This window comes from Streptomyces sp. NPDC060035 (genome assembly GCF_042736635.1).
Taxonomy (GTDB): domain Bacteria; phylum Actinomycetota; class Actinomycetes; order Streptomycetales; family Streptomycetaceae; genus Streptomyces.
On record NZ_JBHWVO010000057.1, the window covers coordinates 1 to 15,325 of the forward strand.

Below are 15,325 nucleotides of genomic sequence, written 5' to 3' on the forward strand. Positions count from 1 at the left end.
CCGATCCGAAGCCCTACATCTGGACAAAGACCGCGGACGAAATCCTCGAACGCCTCGCCAGTTATCTGAACAGAATTCCCGACTCAGAACACTAGGCCGTGTATCGAAAGTGGATCTTGAGCGATGAATGATCTTGGTTCATGGCGCGGGGAGATCTCACAGACGAGCAGTGGGCGGTGCTGAAGCCGTTGTTGCCGAAGGGGGCGAAGGGAGGGCGGCCGCCCGTCTGGCCCCGGCGCCAGCTGATCGACGGCATACGGTTCCGGGTTCGGACGGGGGTTCCGTGGCGGGACATACCTGTCGAGTACGGGCCGTGGGGCCGGATCTACGACCTGTTTCGCCGATGGCAACGGGACGGCACCTGGCACCGGGTCCTGACCCGGCTCCAGTCCGTGGCTGACGCGAAGGGTGCGATCACGTGGGACCTGAGTGTCGACTCCACGGTGTGCCGCGCCCATCAGCATGCGGCCGGGGCCCGGAAGCGTGGTGACCTGCAGAAGGAACCACCAGGCGGTGTCTCCACCGAGCCCCGCGATCACGGACTGGGACGCTCACGCGGCGGCTTCACCACCAAGCTGCACCTGGCCGTCGAGCAAGGTCAGAAGCCCATGTCGATCGTGGTAACAGCCAGGCAGCGTGGGGACTCGCCACAGTTCGAACCCGTTCTGGAGAAGGTCCGCGTGCCCCGCATCGGGGCGGGCCGGCCGCGCGTCCGTCCCAATCGAGTACGCGGTGACAAGGCGTACGCATCCCGCCAGAACCGCGCCTACCTACGCCGCCGCGGGATCCGCTGCACCATCCCCGATAAGGCTGACCAGGCACGTAACCGCAGAAATCGGGGCTCCCACGGGGGCCGACCACCCGCTTCGACCCAGTCGACTACCGCGAGCGCCATGCGGTCGAGTGCGCGATCAACCGCCTCAAGAGGCACCGCGCCGTCGCCACCAGATACGACAAGCTCGCGGTCCGATACGAGGCCACCGTCCTGATCGCAGCCATCAACGAGTGGTTGTGACTCGTACGTTTCCGCTGGGAGGGGTGGTGGTGGCGAGCAATTCCCGCAGAAGTTCCACGATGAGATCGGGCTGTCCCACGAACGGGGAGTGGCCTGTCTGCCATTCGCGCACGTCGGTGCAGCGCGAGGCCATCCTCCGCTGGAGGCCGGGGTCGATGGCCCGGTCCTGTGCACAGACGACGTAGGTGGAGGGAGTCTTTTTCCAACTGTGGCGTTGCGGGACTCCTCGTCCGCAGCCTGGGGCTTGCGCACGCAGTAGGCCAACCGCCCGCGCGGCGAGGGGTTCGGGACAGTCGCCGTAGAGAGCGTCGATAGCCCGGCCGGGGTGCAGGCTGGTCGAGCCGTCGGGCTCAGGGATGATCGCATCCTTGAGCTGCGGGGACGTACCGCCCAGACTGGCCGCGCTCTCGTCGGCATCCAGTACGAAGGCCGCCAGATAGACCAGGTGCCCCGCTCCGCACACCCCTGTGATCACTGACCCTCCGTAGGAGTGACCGAGGACGATCGGGGGCTCCGGCAGCGCATCGATGACGGCCTGGACGGCAGCTGTGTCAGCATGCAATGAGCCCCGGTGGAGCTCAGGCACGAATACCTCGGTTCCGGCGGTCCGCAATCGTTCTGCCAGCACGGCAAAGTGCTCGGGACGGTGATACAGACCGTGAACCAGCACCGCAGCAGCCAACGCGCCCGTCTCCTCAGATCGACGCCAGACTGGTGAGCCTAGCTCCGGACTACGGCCAACCCGCCACCTTGATCCACTTGCGATACACGGCCTAGTACTGCAACGGTGTTTGCCGTGACGGGTGGTTAGCCACTGGTGGGGTGTGTCCGCGTTGTTTGTAGTGGCTGGTGCGGGCTTGGTGTTGTCGTTTTCGGCGCCAGGTTGACCAGTGGAGGATGTGGTCGACGGGTGCGGGCTGCCGGTCGGTGAGGCGGTGGATCAGGCGTCTGATTCTCTGCGAGGCTGAGGTGGATGAGCTGGGAGGATCCGTTTCTGCTTTCCCCGTGTCGAGCTGGCGGGCACGCAGGACGGTGAGGCAGGCATGGGCGGCCATGGCCAGGGTGATGTGGCGGTGCCAGCCGGGGTATCGCCGGACCTGGTAGTCGTCCAGGCCGCACTCCCGCTTCGCGGTCTGGAAGCATTCCTCGATCGCCCAGCGGCTCCCGGCGACTTGGATCAGCTCGTCCAGTGTGGTGTCGGCGGGGCAGTAGGCGATGTACGAGAGCTCTTGGGGGCGGGCAACGCTGCGGCGGGCGATCACCCAGTGTCGGCGGTCGGGTCGGTGCCAGGGGCGGACTTCAACGCGTGCCCAGTCGTAGACGCGGGGCCCGTGGGCACCTTGGCCGCATGAGCGGCGTTTCCACTTCTGCCGGGGCAGGCCGGGGAAGAGCTCGCTCACGGGGTGGTCGATGGCCCAGCGGGTAACGACCGTGTCGTGGCGTGTAGTGGCCATGACGTGGAAAACGTCCGCCTGTTCCAGCTCAGAGCGCCAGCCCTTGCTGTAGCCGTAGCCGGCATCCGCGGTCACCCAGCGGAACGGGATCTTGTCGGCGATCGTCCGGCGGACCATTGCCTTGGCCATCGCCACCTTGGTCGCGAACCCCACCTCGTCTTCAATGCCGGCCCGGCGGCAGAACGGACCGGAACGCCGACGAGACCGCCGCCTTCGAGGCGCGGTACGGGTCTCCCAGGTGGCGGATGAAGGCCCTCGCCTGGCACGGCCCCGAGGCGAAGACCGCCGCCGCCTTCGCGGAGGGGCAGCTGGTCGCGGTGCGGACCGCCTGCGCCGAGGAGTTGGGGCACCCTGTCGACTGGGACGACCCCGCCTCCTACCGGGACGACCTGAAAGGGGAGTACGAGGCGCCCTCCGAGCCGTGGACGGTCGGCGGTGTGCTGGCGGGCGTCGGCTGCCTGGTGGTGGCCTTTGTGTTCCTCGCGATCTGGGTGAACGGGCTCGTTGCCCTCCTCGACTGACTCAGGTCACCGGGAACTGTGACGAGCGCCGCTCAAGGTTCGGTGGGACCGTCCAATACTGCCGTGAATGGGACACCCGGTGACGAGTGAAATGACCCTCGCTGTGTCTGGTGGGGTCACGGTTCGGAGCCGTCCTGGATAGCCCCGTTCACCCGGGCTGAGCCCTCGCCTGTTCGGCAAACTGGTGACCCTACTGCGGCGCAAGGGTGCGGATGCGGTCCGCAAGGGCGGCCGTGGAGCCTCCCACTGGAGGACCGGGCTCTGCTGGTCACGGCGTACTGGCGCACCAACTTGACGATGCGCCAGCTCGCGCCGCGTACTACCACCAGCCACACCCACCCCGCCCGACGGCATGTAACTGCGCACCTCGTGTGAGGATCGTTCGTTGTCACCTGCGTGGCAATACCGGCATCGCCAGCGTCCTGGTCTGCTATCGCCGCGTCACCGACTGAGACGACCATTCAATAGCTCTGAGAGCCCATCTTTGAACCTCTGCTGATCTCGTACACGCGCCACGGTTTGAAACTCCGTACGCACAGAGCCCTCCGCTCGCAATGGTCCGGCAGCGGACTACTCAGGACGACTTAGGTACTCGAGCCCAAGCGGAGCGCGGTACCTGCCGCCTAGCATCCCGGGCATGAGTTCCGTTGAGCAGATGGCAGGATCGAGTGAACAGGCGCCGGTGCGGCAGCAGTCGCCGGGTACAGCGTCGCTGGTACTGGGTGCTGTCACCCTCGCGATGATTGTCTGCCCCTTGCTGCCGGTCCCGGTCCCGATGTGGGTCCGTCTTCTTCTCGTCTGCAGCATCGTGCCCGTGGGATTCTCTGCGGTCGTCTCAGGCACCGTCGCTCTGCGCAGGATGCGGGGCCGGCAGGGAGCCGATCGCTTCCGGGCGCGGGCGGGTATCACGCTCGGCACCGCGGCCCTCGTGATTCCACTGGCCGTGATCGTCTGGGCGATCTGGGCGCTGAACCAGGCCTACCAGTAGACGGCGTCGCCGGCCATGAAGGTGGCGCGTGACTGGTTCACATCGGCTTCGATCAAATCGGCCACGTACCTCGCGGACGTCAGATCCACAGCGGCTGACGTGTCTCGATGATCTGTCCGGTCACCCGACGGTGGGTGAAGAACGACCGGCTCAACCACGTCGGCTATCTCTGGGCCTTCTCCGCCCCCAACGCCTCGCCCGGCGCCAAAATCCAATACCGCAGGCGTCGCGACGACCACGGAGACTGGCACGCATCCGCCCAGCGGAACCTCTTCAATCGCCTGCTCGGACAGCTCTACCACTGCCTCCAACACGGCCATCGATATGACGAGGCATCGGCCTTCCCGGCTCCGCCCGGCGAGGTGGGCGCGATGGCCGCATAACCAGAGGCCGTATCTTACGGCGAGAGATCAGAAGCATGCCTAGCGGGGCAGGCGGCCCAGCACGGCACGGAGCCTCTCCCTTCCTGCCGTGACGCTCGCGTCCCACAGACCTGCAGCGTCACTACTCAGCGAGAGGGACTGGAGCCGTTGTTCCTCGGCGAGAAGGCTGGCCCCCGCCACGTTCTGGTCCAGCATCCCCATCGCGGTGAGCGCCGCAAATGGCCGCAGGACACCGCGTCATCAGCGTTTCCCGAGCCATGGGCTAGCAGGGCATACCGCAAGGTGAGGACAGCGAAGAAAGCGTAGGTGTCGACCCCGCGCATCCTCGCAACAGCGACATCGGCGGACCTCGGCGCGACCTCGGCGCGACCTCGAACGGAGGATCACGGTCTGGGCCGGTCGCGGGGCGGGTTCACGACGAAGATTCATCTGGCCTGCGAGCAGGGGCAGAAGCCGTTGTCGTTGCTGGTCACGGCGGGCTGCCGCGGCCGGCCCCGGCATCGGCCGCGCCGACTGTTCGCCGACCGGGGCTACGACGGCGACAAGTACCGACGCCTCATCCGTGCCTGCGGCATCACACCGAAGATCGCGCGCACGGGCACCGCCCACGGACTCGCGGTACGGGTTCGACGGCTGGCTGCCGACCGATCTCGCCGACCCCGGACTGGTCATTCAGGACAAGCAGTTGTTGACGGTCATCCTGTCCGCCGCTCAGGACACGCTCGCCGACTTCATCGGTCGGCCGCTCCTTCGACCGTGATGCTGGTCCCCTCGTACGTGATCGTCACCGTCATCCGCGGGGCGGTCAGTCGAAGTCGAAGGTGGCGACGACGGGGGTGTGGTCGGACTCGGGGTATTTGCTGTCGGTGGCGAAGGCGAGGGAGTCGTCGTGGAGGATCTCGTTGTGGATCTCTGAGCCGCGATAGTGAGCGAGGAGGTTGCGGGTGACAAGCATGTGGTCGATCATCTGGCCGCGGCCGTGGTGGAAGAGGGTGTAGCGAGCCTCATTGGAGATGCTGTGCTCGATGGGGACCAGGACCCGGGTGGCGAGGTCGCCGTTGCCTGTGTCCTCGACGTTGCCGCAGATCGCCAGAACCGGGACTTCCTCAGGTTCGGCGTTGAAGTCACCGGCGACGATGATGCGCGCGTCCGGATCATCGTCGAGGATCTGGTCGATCAGCCGCCTGACCTCCAGGGCCTGGCTCATGCGCTTCATCGACGATAGGAAGCTTCCCTCGGCCCAGGCGTCGGCGGAGCGCCAGATGCCCTTCTGGGCGTCGATCACCTGCCCGGGAATATCGGTGAGGAGCTTCGACTTCAGGTGCACCGTGATGACGTGCAGCACACGGCCGGGCGCGGCGTGGTCGATGTCGATCTGCGCGTGCAGGATGGGCCGCTCGATGCCGATCGCGACCGGCGCCGCGTCGGGGGGTGTGGCAGTCAGCCGCTGGTAGTGGGGCTCGGCAACCAGGTCGTTCTTCAGCTGCTCATGCTTGAGGACCGGCAGGGTGGGTGGCGATGACAATGTTGCGCACGTCGAAGACCGCGTCGTCCTGCGGTTTGGTGCTGATCAGGGGCGCGCCGTCGAGGTTCGTGCCGGCGAGCAGCTCCGCGGGGTCGGACGCCGTGTCCGCGTAGGCGGTACGGGCGAGCCAGGCTATCAAGGGAGTGGACAGTGCCTGGGCCACCGGCCCGCCGGGGGTGCTTTCCACCTCGGCGAACAGGGGATCCCAGCAGCCGGTCCGGGCGGGGGCCGTGCTCACCCGCAGATAGGTCTGCAGGTCGGCCGGGTCCGGCGGGCACAGCTCGACCACCGCGGCGGCGGTGAGCACCGTACTCTCCTCCACCGTCCGCTGGTACTCGTCAGCCCGGCAGGTCAGCACCAGCCGTTCGCCCCGTCCCAGCTGCCGGCTCAGGGCCGCCAGCGCCTCCGCCCGCGCCTGCGGGGGCATCTCGTCCAGCCCGTCCAGCAAGGGCTTCGAACAGCGAAGCCCTTGCACGCCGATACATACCTACGCGGCTTCGGGGGCTGCGGGGCGGCCAGCGTGGCCTCGGCCCACGCTCCCTGGTGTCTGAGCCAGGACTACAGGGCCGGTTCGGATAAACCGACGCCCGCCCGTTCGAGAAGGTTCTCCCCCGCCTCCGCAAGGTGACCAAGCGTCGGACCGTCTGTGCGTACAACGTTGCGTACGACCGATCCGTTGTGCTCAAGGACATCGCGCGGGCGGAGAAGAAGCCGATGCATCTGGAGCCCTCGGACAACTGGTACTGCCTGATGCAGGCGTACGCGGGCTGGCTCGGCTCCGGCCGCTGGCTCCGGCTCTGCGGGGGACACCGCGCCGCCGGTGACTGTGAATCGGCCCGTCAGGTGCTGATCGAGATCTCCAAAGGCCGTGGGTTCGCGTTTTCCGAAGTGTGCGCAAAGTCGAACCGACGGATGGTGTGACCAGAACAGTTCCTGGGCGGGCCCGGGTTCGTATGGGCCCGCCGAACCGGCGGCATCAGTCGGCTTGATCCGCTGTCTGTGCCATTTGCCTGGTTGGTTGACAGTGGGGGTGTAGCGCAGGGCCGCGCCGACGGATAGGCCGAACAGGTCGCAGATGCGGCGGGGTCGCCGCCGGTGGCTTCGGCCTCGTGGAGGAGGCGGTCCTCGTCACGGAACCGTCTGGCGGGCATGCCGATGAGGAAGAGCTGGCGGCGGGCCGGGCGGAGCCAGGCCGTCGGCGCGGGAGAAACCGCGAGGAATTCCCCAAGATGCGGGGCCGGGGAGCGCTGTCTAGCCTGGTCCGCGTCGGGGAGCGGGCTGAGAGGCGTTTTCTCCGCTCGTTCGCCAGCGTGCTTTATCCCGCCGCCAGGGGCGGGTGCCGGTTGGCACTGCCTCCCGTCCAAGCATGCGGAACCCAGTACCGGAGAGGACGGATTCATGCGCGCTCCGCGATCCCGGACAGCCCGAAGAGGGGGCCGTTCGCTTGCCCTGCTATGCGCCGCGTTGTGTCTGCTCATGGCGTCGAGTGCCCTCGTCGGGCCCCCGGGGGAGATCCCCAACGAGCGGGCGAGAGCCCGCGGCTGCCGTACCGGCGGCCCGGGCTGGGGCGGCCAGCAGCTCAGCATGGTGAAGCCGCAGTGGGTGAGCGTCGATCCTCGCGACACCATCGCGGGGCCACCGGGGACACTTCCGGAGCTCGGGAACCCCGGGCGGCCCGAGGCGGTCGAAGGTGATGTCTTACTGAGCAAGGTCACCAGCGAGGACTGGCCGTTCAGCCACAACAGCCACGACTGGATCTGGTACATGGCGATCGACGCGCCGTATTACCACCGGATGGTCAGCAACGGGAACGAGACAATCGTCGACCTGGTACGGGACCACCGCTACACCGACCGCCCACGTGCCATGGAAATGGAGTGGGAGACCGCCTACTTCCCGATGAGGTACTTCCCCACCAGGGGCGACCGCGCCTGGATGATGGGGCGGCACGTCTTCGACTGCGGCCACCCTCCCTACCGCACGGAGATACACCCGCCCAAAGCGGTCGCCTTCACCCGTTCGGAGCCGAGGGTCACGATCGGGCGCGACCAGGCGCCCTCGCACACCAACGTCACGTATTTCTGGGCGCACGGCCGCGGCGGCTACTACAACGCCCCCGTCGCTAACCGTGACTACGAGTTCGACATTCCGCTGCCTCCCCGGCCATCGCCCACGGCCAGTCCGATCGCCATCACCCCGCACCGCGAAGGCACGATGGCCGGGAGAGGGCAGCCCGTGCTCACCCCGACTCCGGCCGATAACCCCACACGCGTCCATGTGCGCGTCCCGCTGAACGCGGGCAGGACCGCCGCGTCCCACACCTACGGCGCGACGATCGTCACCGGGTGGCGGGAGCCGCAGCTCACGCGGGGCTACCGGAAGCTGCGCGTCACGTTCGACTCGATCCGAGTCCTGCGCGACCATGACCCCGGCGCCTCCGGGGAATGGGAGCTGTACCTGCAGGCCGGCCCGCGCTGGCTGCGGCCGAACGCCGCGAGCAGCAGAGCCCTCAGGGACGTCGGCGGCGGCCAGACCGTGCAGCTGCCGAACATGACGGCTGAGTTCTTCGTCCCCGACAACGGCAGCTTCTACCTCCAGAGCAGCGGCTGGGAGTCGGACTGGATCGACGGGCGGTTCGGGGTCAGACGCGATCCCGCGCAGGTGAGCGGACGCCTCTTGGACAACAACGACGTCATCGGTCTGTTCGCCAGGAGGTTCACCGCCCGGGAGGCGTTCGGGGTCGGGTCCCCCCACGTCACCAGGTCCACGTCCAACGACTTCGAGCTCCGGTACCGCATCCAGGAGGTGGCGAGGTACCCAGCCGGGGCGAGGGTCACCGACCCCGGCAAGAGTCCGCCGCCACCGCCGAGCCCCAGGCCCCCGGGTCCGCCGCCCTACAAGTGCGAGCAGGTCCCCCGGCTCTGCGAAGAATAGCCCGGTACGCCGAATGACGGCCCCGCCAAACACAACGGCGGGGCCGTCCCGTCGTTGGCCTGGCCCGCTGGTTCGCCAACGACTCCCCGTTCGGCACCCGGAAACGGCCCGGTCCTCCCGAGCTGCCGCGAAGTGACAAGTAGCTCTCCGTGATGAAGGTGACGTTCTGTCAAGGTGTTCCTCATCAAAGGGTGTCGTGCGGTTCTTGAAGGGCCGGGGGTTTTTGAGGGAGTTGTTGAGGGCCCTGGCCCCGTTTCGGTGATCCTCGGCCGATCCTCAGAAAACGATCGTTTATTGAGGATCACGGAACCGGCTCGCACGGATCCCGGATCGCCTTCAAAAACTCCCTTAAAACACCCTGGTGCTGCAACAACCCCAGACCACCGTTTCTTGAGAGGATCCGGGGGTGAACGCACCCTCCGAGTCCTTTGAACTCCTCGTCGCCGAGCCTGCTCTACGGACCGACATCAAGATCGGTTACGCCCGGGTCTCCACCGGCGGCCAGAAACTGGACCGCCAGCTCGACGCGCTTAATGCGGTCGGCTGCCGCCGCATCTTCGCCGACACGAAGTCCGGCAAGAACGACCTGCGCCCCGAGCTCAAGGCGTGCCACGCCTTCCTGACCGAGGGCGACACCCTCGTGGTGCCCTCCCTCGACCGCTACGGCCGCTCCCTCAAGGGCCTCGTGACGATGGTCGCCGAGCTGCGCGAGCGCGGTGTCGGCTTCACCTCGCTCTACGAGAACCTGGACACCACCACCCCCGGCGGGCGTCTGATCTTCCACGTCTTCGCCGCGCTCGCGGAATTCATCCGCGAGCTCATCGTCGCGGGGACGAACGAGGGCTTGGCCGCCGCCCGCGCCCGCGGCCGGACCGGCGGGCGCCCCTCGGTCATCACGCCCGAGCTCCTGCGCGCGGCCCGCGACATGCTCCCCAACCCGGAGAGCAGCATCGAGTCCATCGCGAAGCTCCTCGGCGTCTCGGCCGGCACCCTCTACAACCACATCCCCGACCTGCGCGAACTACGCGTTGCCCGGGTTCCGCGCCAGCTCGAAGGCAGTACCTCGTAGCCCACGGCGGAGCCGTTGTGGCTTTCAGCCTCACCTTGGCTGGACCCCTACCTCTCCGATCCGGCGCTTCGCCGGCGGGTGACTGCGGCGACGAACAAGACGGAGTCGTTCAACGGGTTCTCGCAGTGGATCGGCTTCGGTAATCGCGGGGTCATCGCGGACAACGACCCGGTCGAGCAGGAGAAGGCGATGAAGTTCAATGCTCTGCTCACGAACGACCTGTTGACTGAACTAGTAGCGGAGTTTCCGCAGGTCAGTGACCTGGTGGCGGAAGCGTCGTTGAGTCGGCCATGGAGGCATCGCGAGACCTGGCAGCCCTGTCTGTCCCTCTGGTCGGGGAATTGGTGGCCATGGATGATCCGTGGGATCCCTACCGGCTCATCGACCCCGCCGGGGAGCCGGTTGAAGGAGCGCGCGCATTCCTGCGGGACCTGCAAGGAGCCGGTCGCTCGGCGGCGACTGCCCGTTCCTACGGGATAGATCTGCTGCGCTGGTTCCGTTTCCTCTGGGCTGTCGAGGCGCCGTGGGACCGAGCGTGCCGGCTCGAGGCGAGGGACTTCTCCCGCTGGCTTCAAGTCGCCGGGCAGCCGAGACGACCGCACTGGCGACGCCCGAGCGAGGCGGGCCGATGGGCCGCAGGTGGCAAGCCGTACGCACCGTCGGTGCGAGCGCACAGTGAGACAGTGCTGCGGAGTTTCTACGACTTCCACCGCGACATCGGCACCGGACCGGTCCTCAACCCGTTCCCGCTGGACCGAGCACGTCACGGCCGGCGGGCCCACGCCCACCACAACCCGATGGACCCGCCCCGCAACGAACGCATCGGGCTCTACCGGCCGAGGGTGCCCAGGCGGGTGCCCCGCAGCGTCCCCGACGAGGAGTTCAACGAGATCTTCGCCCGGCTCCCGTCACACCGAGACCGGGCCCTCGTCGCCTTCTACGTCTCCACCGGCGCGCGTGCCAGCGAACTGCTGAGCACCTGGCAGGCCGGTGCCGAGCCGGGGCGTCAGCTGATCTCGGTGGTCCGCAAGGGCACCGGCGAGGTCCAAGAACTACCTGCCTCGACCGACGCGTTCGTCTGGCTTCGGCTCTACCAGCTGGAGATGGACGACGCGATCCCGCGCGGGCGACGCCTGCCGCTGTGGTGGACCCTGCGTTCTCCGTCGAGGCCGCTGACCTACCACGCGGTTCATCGCATGTTCGAGCGGGCGAACGCCCAAGCGGGAACGTCGGCGACGCTGCACGCGCTTCGGCACACCGCCGCCTACCGGATGGCCGAAGACCCGAGCCTCCCCCTTACTGATGTTCAATTCGTCCTCGGACATGCTCAGTTGACCACAACACAGCTTTACCTCACGCCTCGCAAGGAGGTGGTGATCCGGCGGCTGTTGGCCCACCATGCTGAGCAGACACGGCAGGCTGCCGCCCGCATCGCTCCACTTCCGGCAGCCGACTACCGTCCGGAAAGCCTCGATGTGCTGTTCGGAACCGGTGTGCGATGACCGTCATCTCGTCGCCGGGCGCCAGCCTGTGCACCCCGGTCGCTGGCCTGGAGTCTCAGCTCACTCGCGCGATGGTCGCCCGGCAGCGCTTCCCCGCTCGCAGTGTTCCCGATGACTGGCCGGGCACCGAGCGCTCCCGCGCCGAGGCGGCCCGTTTGCTGTCTCGTCCGCCCTACACGCTGGAGAACGCCGGCAGCGAATTGCACCACAAGCACGGCATTGTCATGGTGCTGGACTGGCTGGAAGATCAGCCTGGGCAGACTTGGCAGGAGCGGTGGAAGGCCAGCGGCATCGAACAGGCCGGTGCCGCTTGGAGGCCGGTGATCAAGCAGTGGCTTCACGAGCACGGTCTGAGGGCAGACTGGCGCATGCCGGTGGTGGGTCGGGCCCTGACGACGCTGATCAGTGCTGAGCTGCTACGGCCTTCGGTGGACTGGTTGGCCGCCGGGGCCAGCCGACAGGGAGTACTGGTCCGCTCCATGACACACAGCCGAGACCCAGATGGATTTGAGCGCCTGCGGGAGCTGGGTGCGCAAGCCCAGGGCGTGCGGCCGGGCGCCGTCACTACAACGCTCTGCCGCAGCGCCCTCATCCTCGCGGCGAAGGTCGGCACGATCGCCGACATCACCGTCGGCGACGTCCTGGAACTTCTTGAGACCCAGGCCGTGGTGCTCAAGCGGGCTATGGCGGGCACCGAGGTGTTCTACCGCCTGCTGCACCAGTTCGGAGCCCTCGGAGAGGATGCCCCACAAAATCTGCGCGAGGTCCGCTACCTGGGACAACGGACCCCGGAGGAACTGATCGACCGCTACGGCCTGCGCTGCCGTGCTGTCCGTGACCTACTGGTGGACTATCTCCGTGAACGTCAGCCCGCGCTGGACTACAACAGCTTGAAGTCCCTCTCCTACCACCTGGGCAAACGCTTCTGGCAGGACATCGAGCACCACCACCCCGATGCTGGCAGCCTCCGCCTCGCCCCGGACGTCATCGGTCAGTGGAAGCAGAGGATCCGCACCAAGGACAAGACCGTCACCACCCCCGATGGCCGCCGCACGAGCACCAAGGTCGAGAGGCTCAACCACCGGGACACGCTCACCCAGGTGAGGGCCTTCTACCTCGATATCGCCCAGTGGGCCCTGGAAGACCCAGGCCGCTGGGGCCCGTGGGTGGCACCGAGTCCGGTGAGAGCTGACGAGTTGGAGAACCGTAAAGTACAACGACAGCGCAAGGCCAGGATGGACGCCCGCACGCGCGAGCGCCTGCCGGTCCTGCCCATCCTCGTCAGCTCGGTCGACCAGCGCCGCAGGGACGCCGCCGCGGTACTGGAAGCCGCCCGGAATGCCGACCCTGGCGAGGTATTCACCGCTGCCGGCCAGCAACTCGTACGCGCCGTGGTTCCGCACGGAACGGCCGGCCGGATCTGGGCTGAGGACCCCCACACCGGGAAACGCCGCGATCTGGGACTCGCAGACGAGCGCGCATTCTGGACCTGGGCTGTCATCGAGGTCCTGCGGGCCACCGGCATTCGCATCGAGGAACTGCTCGAACTCAGCCACCACAGCCTGGTCCAATACCGGCTGCCCACCACCGGCGAACTCGTCCCCCTTCTTCAGATCGCTCCGTCCAAGACGGACACCGAGCGGCTGCTGCTGGTCAGCCCCGAGCTCGCCGACGTCCTCAGCGCGGTCATCTGCCGAGCCCGGAACGCCACCGGCACCGTTCCCCTGGTCCGCTCCTACGACCGCGGCGAGTGCGAGTGGCAGGAGCCCGCCCCACTGCTATTCCAACGACGCATCTGCGGCGAGGACCGCGCGTTCACCGACGAAACCGTCCGCACCATGCTGGACCAGGCCCTCATCGACACCGGCCTGACCGACGCCACCGGCGACCCACTCCGCTACACACCACATGACTTTCGGCGGCTGTTCATCACCGACGCCATCCTCAACGGACTGCCGCCGCACATCGCCCAGGTGATCGCCGGGCACCAGGACATCAACGTGACTCTCGGCTACAAGGCCGTCTACCCCGAGGAGGCAATCCAGGCACACATGGCTTTCCTTGCCCGCCGCCGGTCTCTCCGGCCGAGTGAGGAATACCGCGTCCCCACCGACGATGAATGGCAGGAATTCCGCGGCCACTTCGAGCGACGCAAAGTCTCCATCGGTGCATGCGGCCGCGCGTTCGGCACCCCCTGCATCCACGAACACGCCTGCGTCCGCTGCCCGATGCTCTGGCCCGACCCTGCCAGCGCGACCGGCTGGTCGAGATCCGCGACAATCTCATCGCCCGAATCGCGGAGGCTGAGCGCGAGGGGTGGCTCGGCGAAGTCGAAGGACTGCGTGTCAGCCTTGAGGGAGTCAAGGACAAGCTCGCCCAGGTCGACCGGCGTCCCCACAAGGGAGCCGAAGTCGACCTCGGCATGCCAACCATCAGGAACGAGGACTTTTGAACGCCGATGCCGATCACGGAAACCCAAGCGGTGACCTCAGCACCTGGACGATCGAACGCCTTCAGGCGTTCGCCTCGGACGCCCCAAGCCAGCAGCTTGAGGCGGTACGTGTCGTCGCGCAGGGCCACGCCTATCGCGCCGACGAACCCCGCGAACGCCAACAGTGGGCCAAGCTGTCATTGCGGGCCAACCAGCGTCTGCACGGCGACGGTCTGTGGGATCGAGCAAGAGCAGCTCAGCAGAACTTCATGCTCCGGATGTGGATGATCGACCAGCTCGGCCCTGACGACGAGGATGACGACTGGAACCCCGAGACGTTGGCAGCCGACACTGTCACCGCACTTGCGCTCACCCCTGCTGAGGCCCGTGCTCTCGCCGATCACTGGCGCGACCTCACAGCTGAGCAGATGGGCGAGCTACGGCGGCACAAGAACCTGACGGCCCATCTGGACAGGCTCGTCAACCACTCGCAACCTGGCCCAATACGGGATCAACTTCTCGCTTGGATAGAAACTCGCCAACACCTGCCCTGACCGAGGCTGCGAGTTCACACCTCCTCGACGCCAATCTCGAAGTTCAGAGAAGCGGTCATTTTTCATAACGCCCTGGACATCGCGGAGATCGTGCGGCAGCTGCTGGATGATCGAGCCGGAGGACCTGGCTCACATCTCGCCGTACCTGACCGAGCACATCAACCGGTTTGGCGAGTACTCCACGCACGAGCTAGTACTGCAACGGTGTTTGTTCTGACTGGTGGGCAGGTGTTAGGGGCTGTGTCCGCGTTGTTTGTGGTGGCTGACGCGGGCTTGGTGTTGTCGTCTGCGTCGCCATGTCGACCAGTGCAGGATGTGATCGACAGGCGGGGGCTGCCGGTGGGTGAGGCGAGTGATCAGGCGTCTGATCTCGGCGAGGCTGAGGTGGATGAGCTGGGAGGATCCGTTTCTGCTTTCTCCGTATCGAGCTCGCGGGCCCGCAGAACAGTCAGGCAGGCATGGACGGCCATGGACAGCGTCACGTGGCGATGCCAGCCGGGATAGCGGCGGACTTGGTAGTCGTCCAGGCCGCATTCCTGCTTCGCGGTCTGGAAGCACTCCTCAACAGCCCACCGACTTCCTGCTATTGAGATCAGTTGGTCCAGCGTCGTCCCCACGGGACAATAGGCGATGTAGTAGGAGATCTCCTTGGGCCGGCTGACACTGCGGCGGGCGATGACCCAGTGCCGGCGGTCTTCGCGGTGCCAGGGCCGAACCTCGACGCGAGCCCAGTCATAGACCCGCGGGCCATGTGCCCCCGCGCCGCACGAGCGGCGTTTCCACTTCTGCCGTGGCAGGCCGGGAAACAGATCATGAACGGGATGGTCCATGGCCCAGCGGGTGACGACGGTGTCGTGCCGGGTGGTGGCCATGACATGGAAGACATCGGCCTGTTCCAGCTCGTGCCGCCAGCCCTTGCTGTAGCCGTAACCGGCGTCCGCCGTCACCC

General features: G+C 66.9%; 15 protein-coding genes and 4 pseudogenes. 13 read left to right on the plus strand and 6 right to left on the minus strand.

Annotated elements, in window-relative coordinates; all coding sequences use genetic code 11:
* The first annotated feature begins 140 nt into the window (after window positions 1-140).
* A protein-coding gene (locus tag ACFWBQ_RS37765) for an IS5 family transposase (protein ID WP_385508454.1) occupies window positions 141-1,015 on the plus strand; the annotation gives its coding sequence in 2 pieces (ribosomal slippage) (window positions 141-864 and window positions 864-1,015; 876 coding nt in all).
* On the opposite strand, the gene ACFWBQ_RS37770 is transcribed toward ACFWBQ_RS37765, so the two are convergent.
* Together ACFWBQ_RS37770 and ACFWBQ_RS37775 are read right to left on the minus strand one after the other, a co-directional pair.
* On the minus strand, window positions 999-1,697 hold the full coding sequence (locus tag ACFWBQ_RS37770) for an alpha/beta fold hydrolase (RefSeq protein WP_385508456.1): 699 nt from the start codon (window positions 1,695-1,697) through the stop codon (window positions 999-1,001). The two genes, ACFWBQ_RS37765 and ACFWBQ_RS37770, sit on opposite strands and share 17 nt — an antisense overlap.
* A gap of 271 nt (window positions 1,698-1,968) precedes the next feature.
* Window positions 1,969-2,649 (minus strand): annotated as a pseudogene (locus ACFWBQ_RS37775) (IS701 family transposase); the annotation flags it as partial.
* Window positions 2,650-2,654: 5 nt separating this feature from the next.
* Between ACFWBQ_RS37775 and ACFWBQ_RS37780 the strand changes: the two are divergent.
* From ACFWBQ_RS37780 to ACFWBQ_RS37795, 4 genes and pseudogenes are all read left to right on the plus strand, one after another.
* Window positions 2,655-2,990: pseudogene (locus ACFWBQ_RS37780) on the plus strand (DUF6584 family protein); the annotation flags it as partial.
* Window positions 2,991-3,128: 138 nt separating this feature from the next.
* Window positions 3,129-3,305: pseudogene (locus ACFWBQ_RS37785) on the plus strand (transposase family protein); the annotation flags it as partial.
* 322 nt (window positions 3,306-3,627) lie between these two features.
* The gene (locus ACFWBQ_RS37790; protein WP_385508459.1) at window positions 3,628-3,978 is read left to right on the plus strand and encodes a hypothetical protein; all 351 of its coding nucleotides are present in this window, start codon (window positions 3,628-3,630) and stop codon (window positions 3,976-3,978) included.
* Window positions 3,979-4,097: 119 nt separating this feature from the next.
* A pseudogene (locus tag ACFWBQ_RS37795) lies at window positions 4,098-4,361 on the plus strand (IS110 family transposase); the annotation flags it as partial.
* 39 nt (window positions 4,362-4,400) lie between these two features.
* On the opposite strand, the gene ACFWBQ_RS37800 reads toward ACFWBQ_RS37795, so the two are convergent.
* Window positions 4,401-4,556 (minus strand): hypothetical protein, encoded by a 156-nt coding sequence (locus ACFWBQ_RS37800; RefSeq protein WP_385508461.1) that lies wholly within the window; start codon window positions 4,554-4,556, stop codon window positions 4,401-4,403.
* Window positions 4,557-4,923: 367 nt separating this feature from the next.
* On the opposite strand from ACFWBQ_RS37800, the gene ACFWBQ_RS37805 reads away from it, so the two are divergent.
* A complete protein-coding gene (locus ACFWBQ_RS37805) occupies window positions 4,924-5,121 on the plus strand; it encodes a hypothetical protein (protein WP_385508462.1) in 198 nt (65 codons plus the stop codon).
* A 45-nt stretch (window positions 5,122-5,166) separates the two neighbouring features.
* Here the strand turns inward: ACFWBQ_RS37805 and ACFWBQ_RS37810 are convergent, their stop codons facing one another.
* A complete protein-coding gene (locus ACFWBQ_RS37810; RefSeq protein WP_385508464.1) occupies window positions 5,167-5,886 on the minus strand; it encodes an endonuclease/exonuclease/phosphatase family protein in 720 nt (239 codons plus the stop codon).
* Window positions 5,849-6,361, minus strand: coding sequence for a hypothetical protein (locus ACFWBQ_RS37815; RefSeq protein ID WP_385508466.1), 513 nt, complete (start codon window positions 6,359-6,361; stop codon window positions 5,849-5,851). The genes ACFWBQ_RS37810 and ACFWBQ_RS37815 overlap by 38 nt, the downstream gene beginning before the upstream one ends.
* A 149-nt stretch (window positions 6,362-6,510) precedes the next feature.
* Here ACFWBQ_RS37815 and ACFWBQ_RS37820 point away from each other — a divergent pair, with 149 nt between their 5' ends.
* From ACFWBQ_RS37820 to ACFWBQ_RS37850, 7 genes are all read left to right on the plus strand, one after another.
* Window positions 6,511-6,807: a hypothetical protein gene (locus ACFWBQ_RS37820; protein ID WP_385508468.1), complete on the plus strand. Its 297-nt coding sequence runs from the start codon at window positions 6,511-6,513 to the stop codon at window positions 6,805-6,807.
* 555 nt (window positions 6,808-7,362) lie between these two features.
* Window positions 7,363-8,820, plus strand: coding sequence for a hypothetical protein (locus ACFWBQ_RS37825; protein WP_385508470.1), 1,458 nt, complete (start codon window positions 7,363-7,365; stop codon window positions 8,818-8,820).
* 406 nt (window positions 8,821-9,226) lie between these two features.
* Window positions 9,227-9,889 (plus strand): recombinase family protein, encoded by a 663-nt coding sequence (locus ACFWBQ_RS37830; RefSeq protein WP_385508471.1) that lies wholly within the window; start codon window positions 9,227-9,229, stop codon window positions 9,887-9,889.
* A gap of 15 nt (window positions 9,890-9,904) precedes the next feature.
* A complete protein-coding gene (locus ACFWBQ_RS37835; RefSeq protein WP_385508473.1) occupies window positions 9,905-10,369 on the plus strand; it encodes a Tn3 family transposase in 465 nt (154 codons plus the stop codon).
* Window positions 10,370-10,686: 317 nt separating this feature from the next.
* Entirely contained in the window at window positions 10,687-11,391 is a 705-nt protein-coding gene (locus tag ACFWBQ_RS37840; protein WP_385508475.1) for a site-specific integrase, read from the plus strand.
* Complete coding sequence (locus ACFWBQ_RS37845) at window positions 11,388-13,877, plus strand: tyrosine-type recombinase/integrase (RefSeq protein ID WP_385508477.1); 2,490 nt, start codon at window positions 11,388-11,390, stop codon at window positions 13,875-13,877. The genes ACFWBQ_RS37840 and ACFWBQ_RS37845 overlap by 4 nt, the downstream gene beginning before the upstream one ends.
* Window positions 13,840-14,376, plus strand: a complete 537-nt coding sequence (locus ACFWBQ_RS37850) for a hypothetical protein (protein ID WP_385508479.1) — start codon at window positions 13,840-13,842, stop codon at window positions 14,374-14,376. Before ACFWBQ_RS37845 ends, ACFWBQ_RS37850 begins: the two co-directional genes overlap by 38 nt.
* A 356-nt stretch (window positions 14,377-14,732) precedes the next feature.
* Here the strand turns inward: ACFWBQ_RS37850 and ACFWBQ_RS37855 are convergent.
* The coding region (locus ACFWBQ_RS37855) for a transposase (protein ID WP_385508481.1) at window positions 14,733-15,325 on the minus strand (593 nt) is incomplete at its 5' end.

Excerpts from the sequence above, each read along its gene's own strand:
- ACFWBQ_RS37790 (WP_385508459.1), top strand. The coding sequence starts at position 3,628 with ATGAGTTCCGTTGAGCAGATGGCAGGATCGAGTGAACAGGCGCCGGTG.
- ACFWBQ_RS37800 (WP_385508461.1), bottom strand. The coding sequence starts at position 4,556 with ATGCTGGACCAGAACGTGGCGGGGGCCAGCCTTCTCGCCGAGGAACAA.
- ACFWBQ_RS37825 (WP_385508470.1), top strand. The coding sequence starts at position 7,363 with ATGGCGTCGAGTGCCCTCGTCGGGCCCCCGGGGGAGATCCCCAACGAG.
- ACFWBQ_RS37840 (WP_385508475.1), top strand. The coding sequence starts at position 10,687 with ATGGACCCGCCCCGCAACGAACGCATCGGGCTCTACCGGCCGAGGGTG.
- ACFWBQ_RS37845 (WP_385508477.1), top strand. The coding sequence starts at position 11,388 with ATGACCGTCATCTCGTCGCCGGGCGCCAGCCTGTGCACCCCGGTCGCT.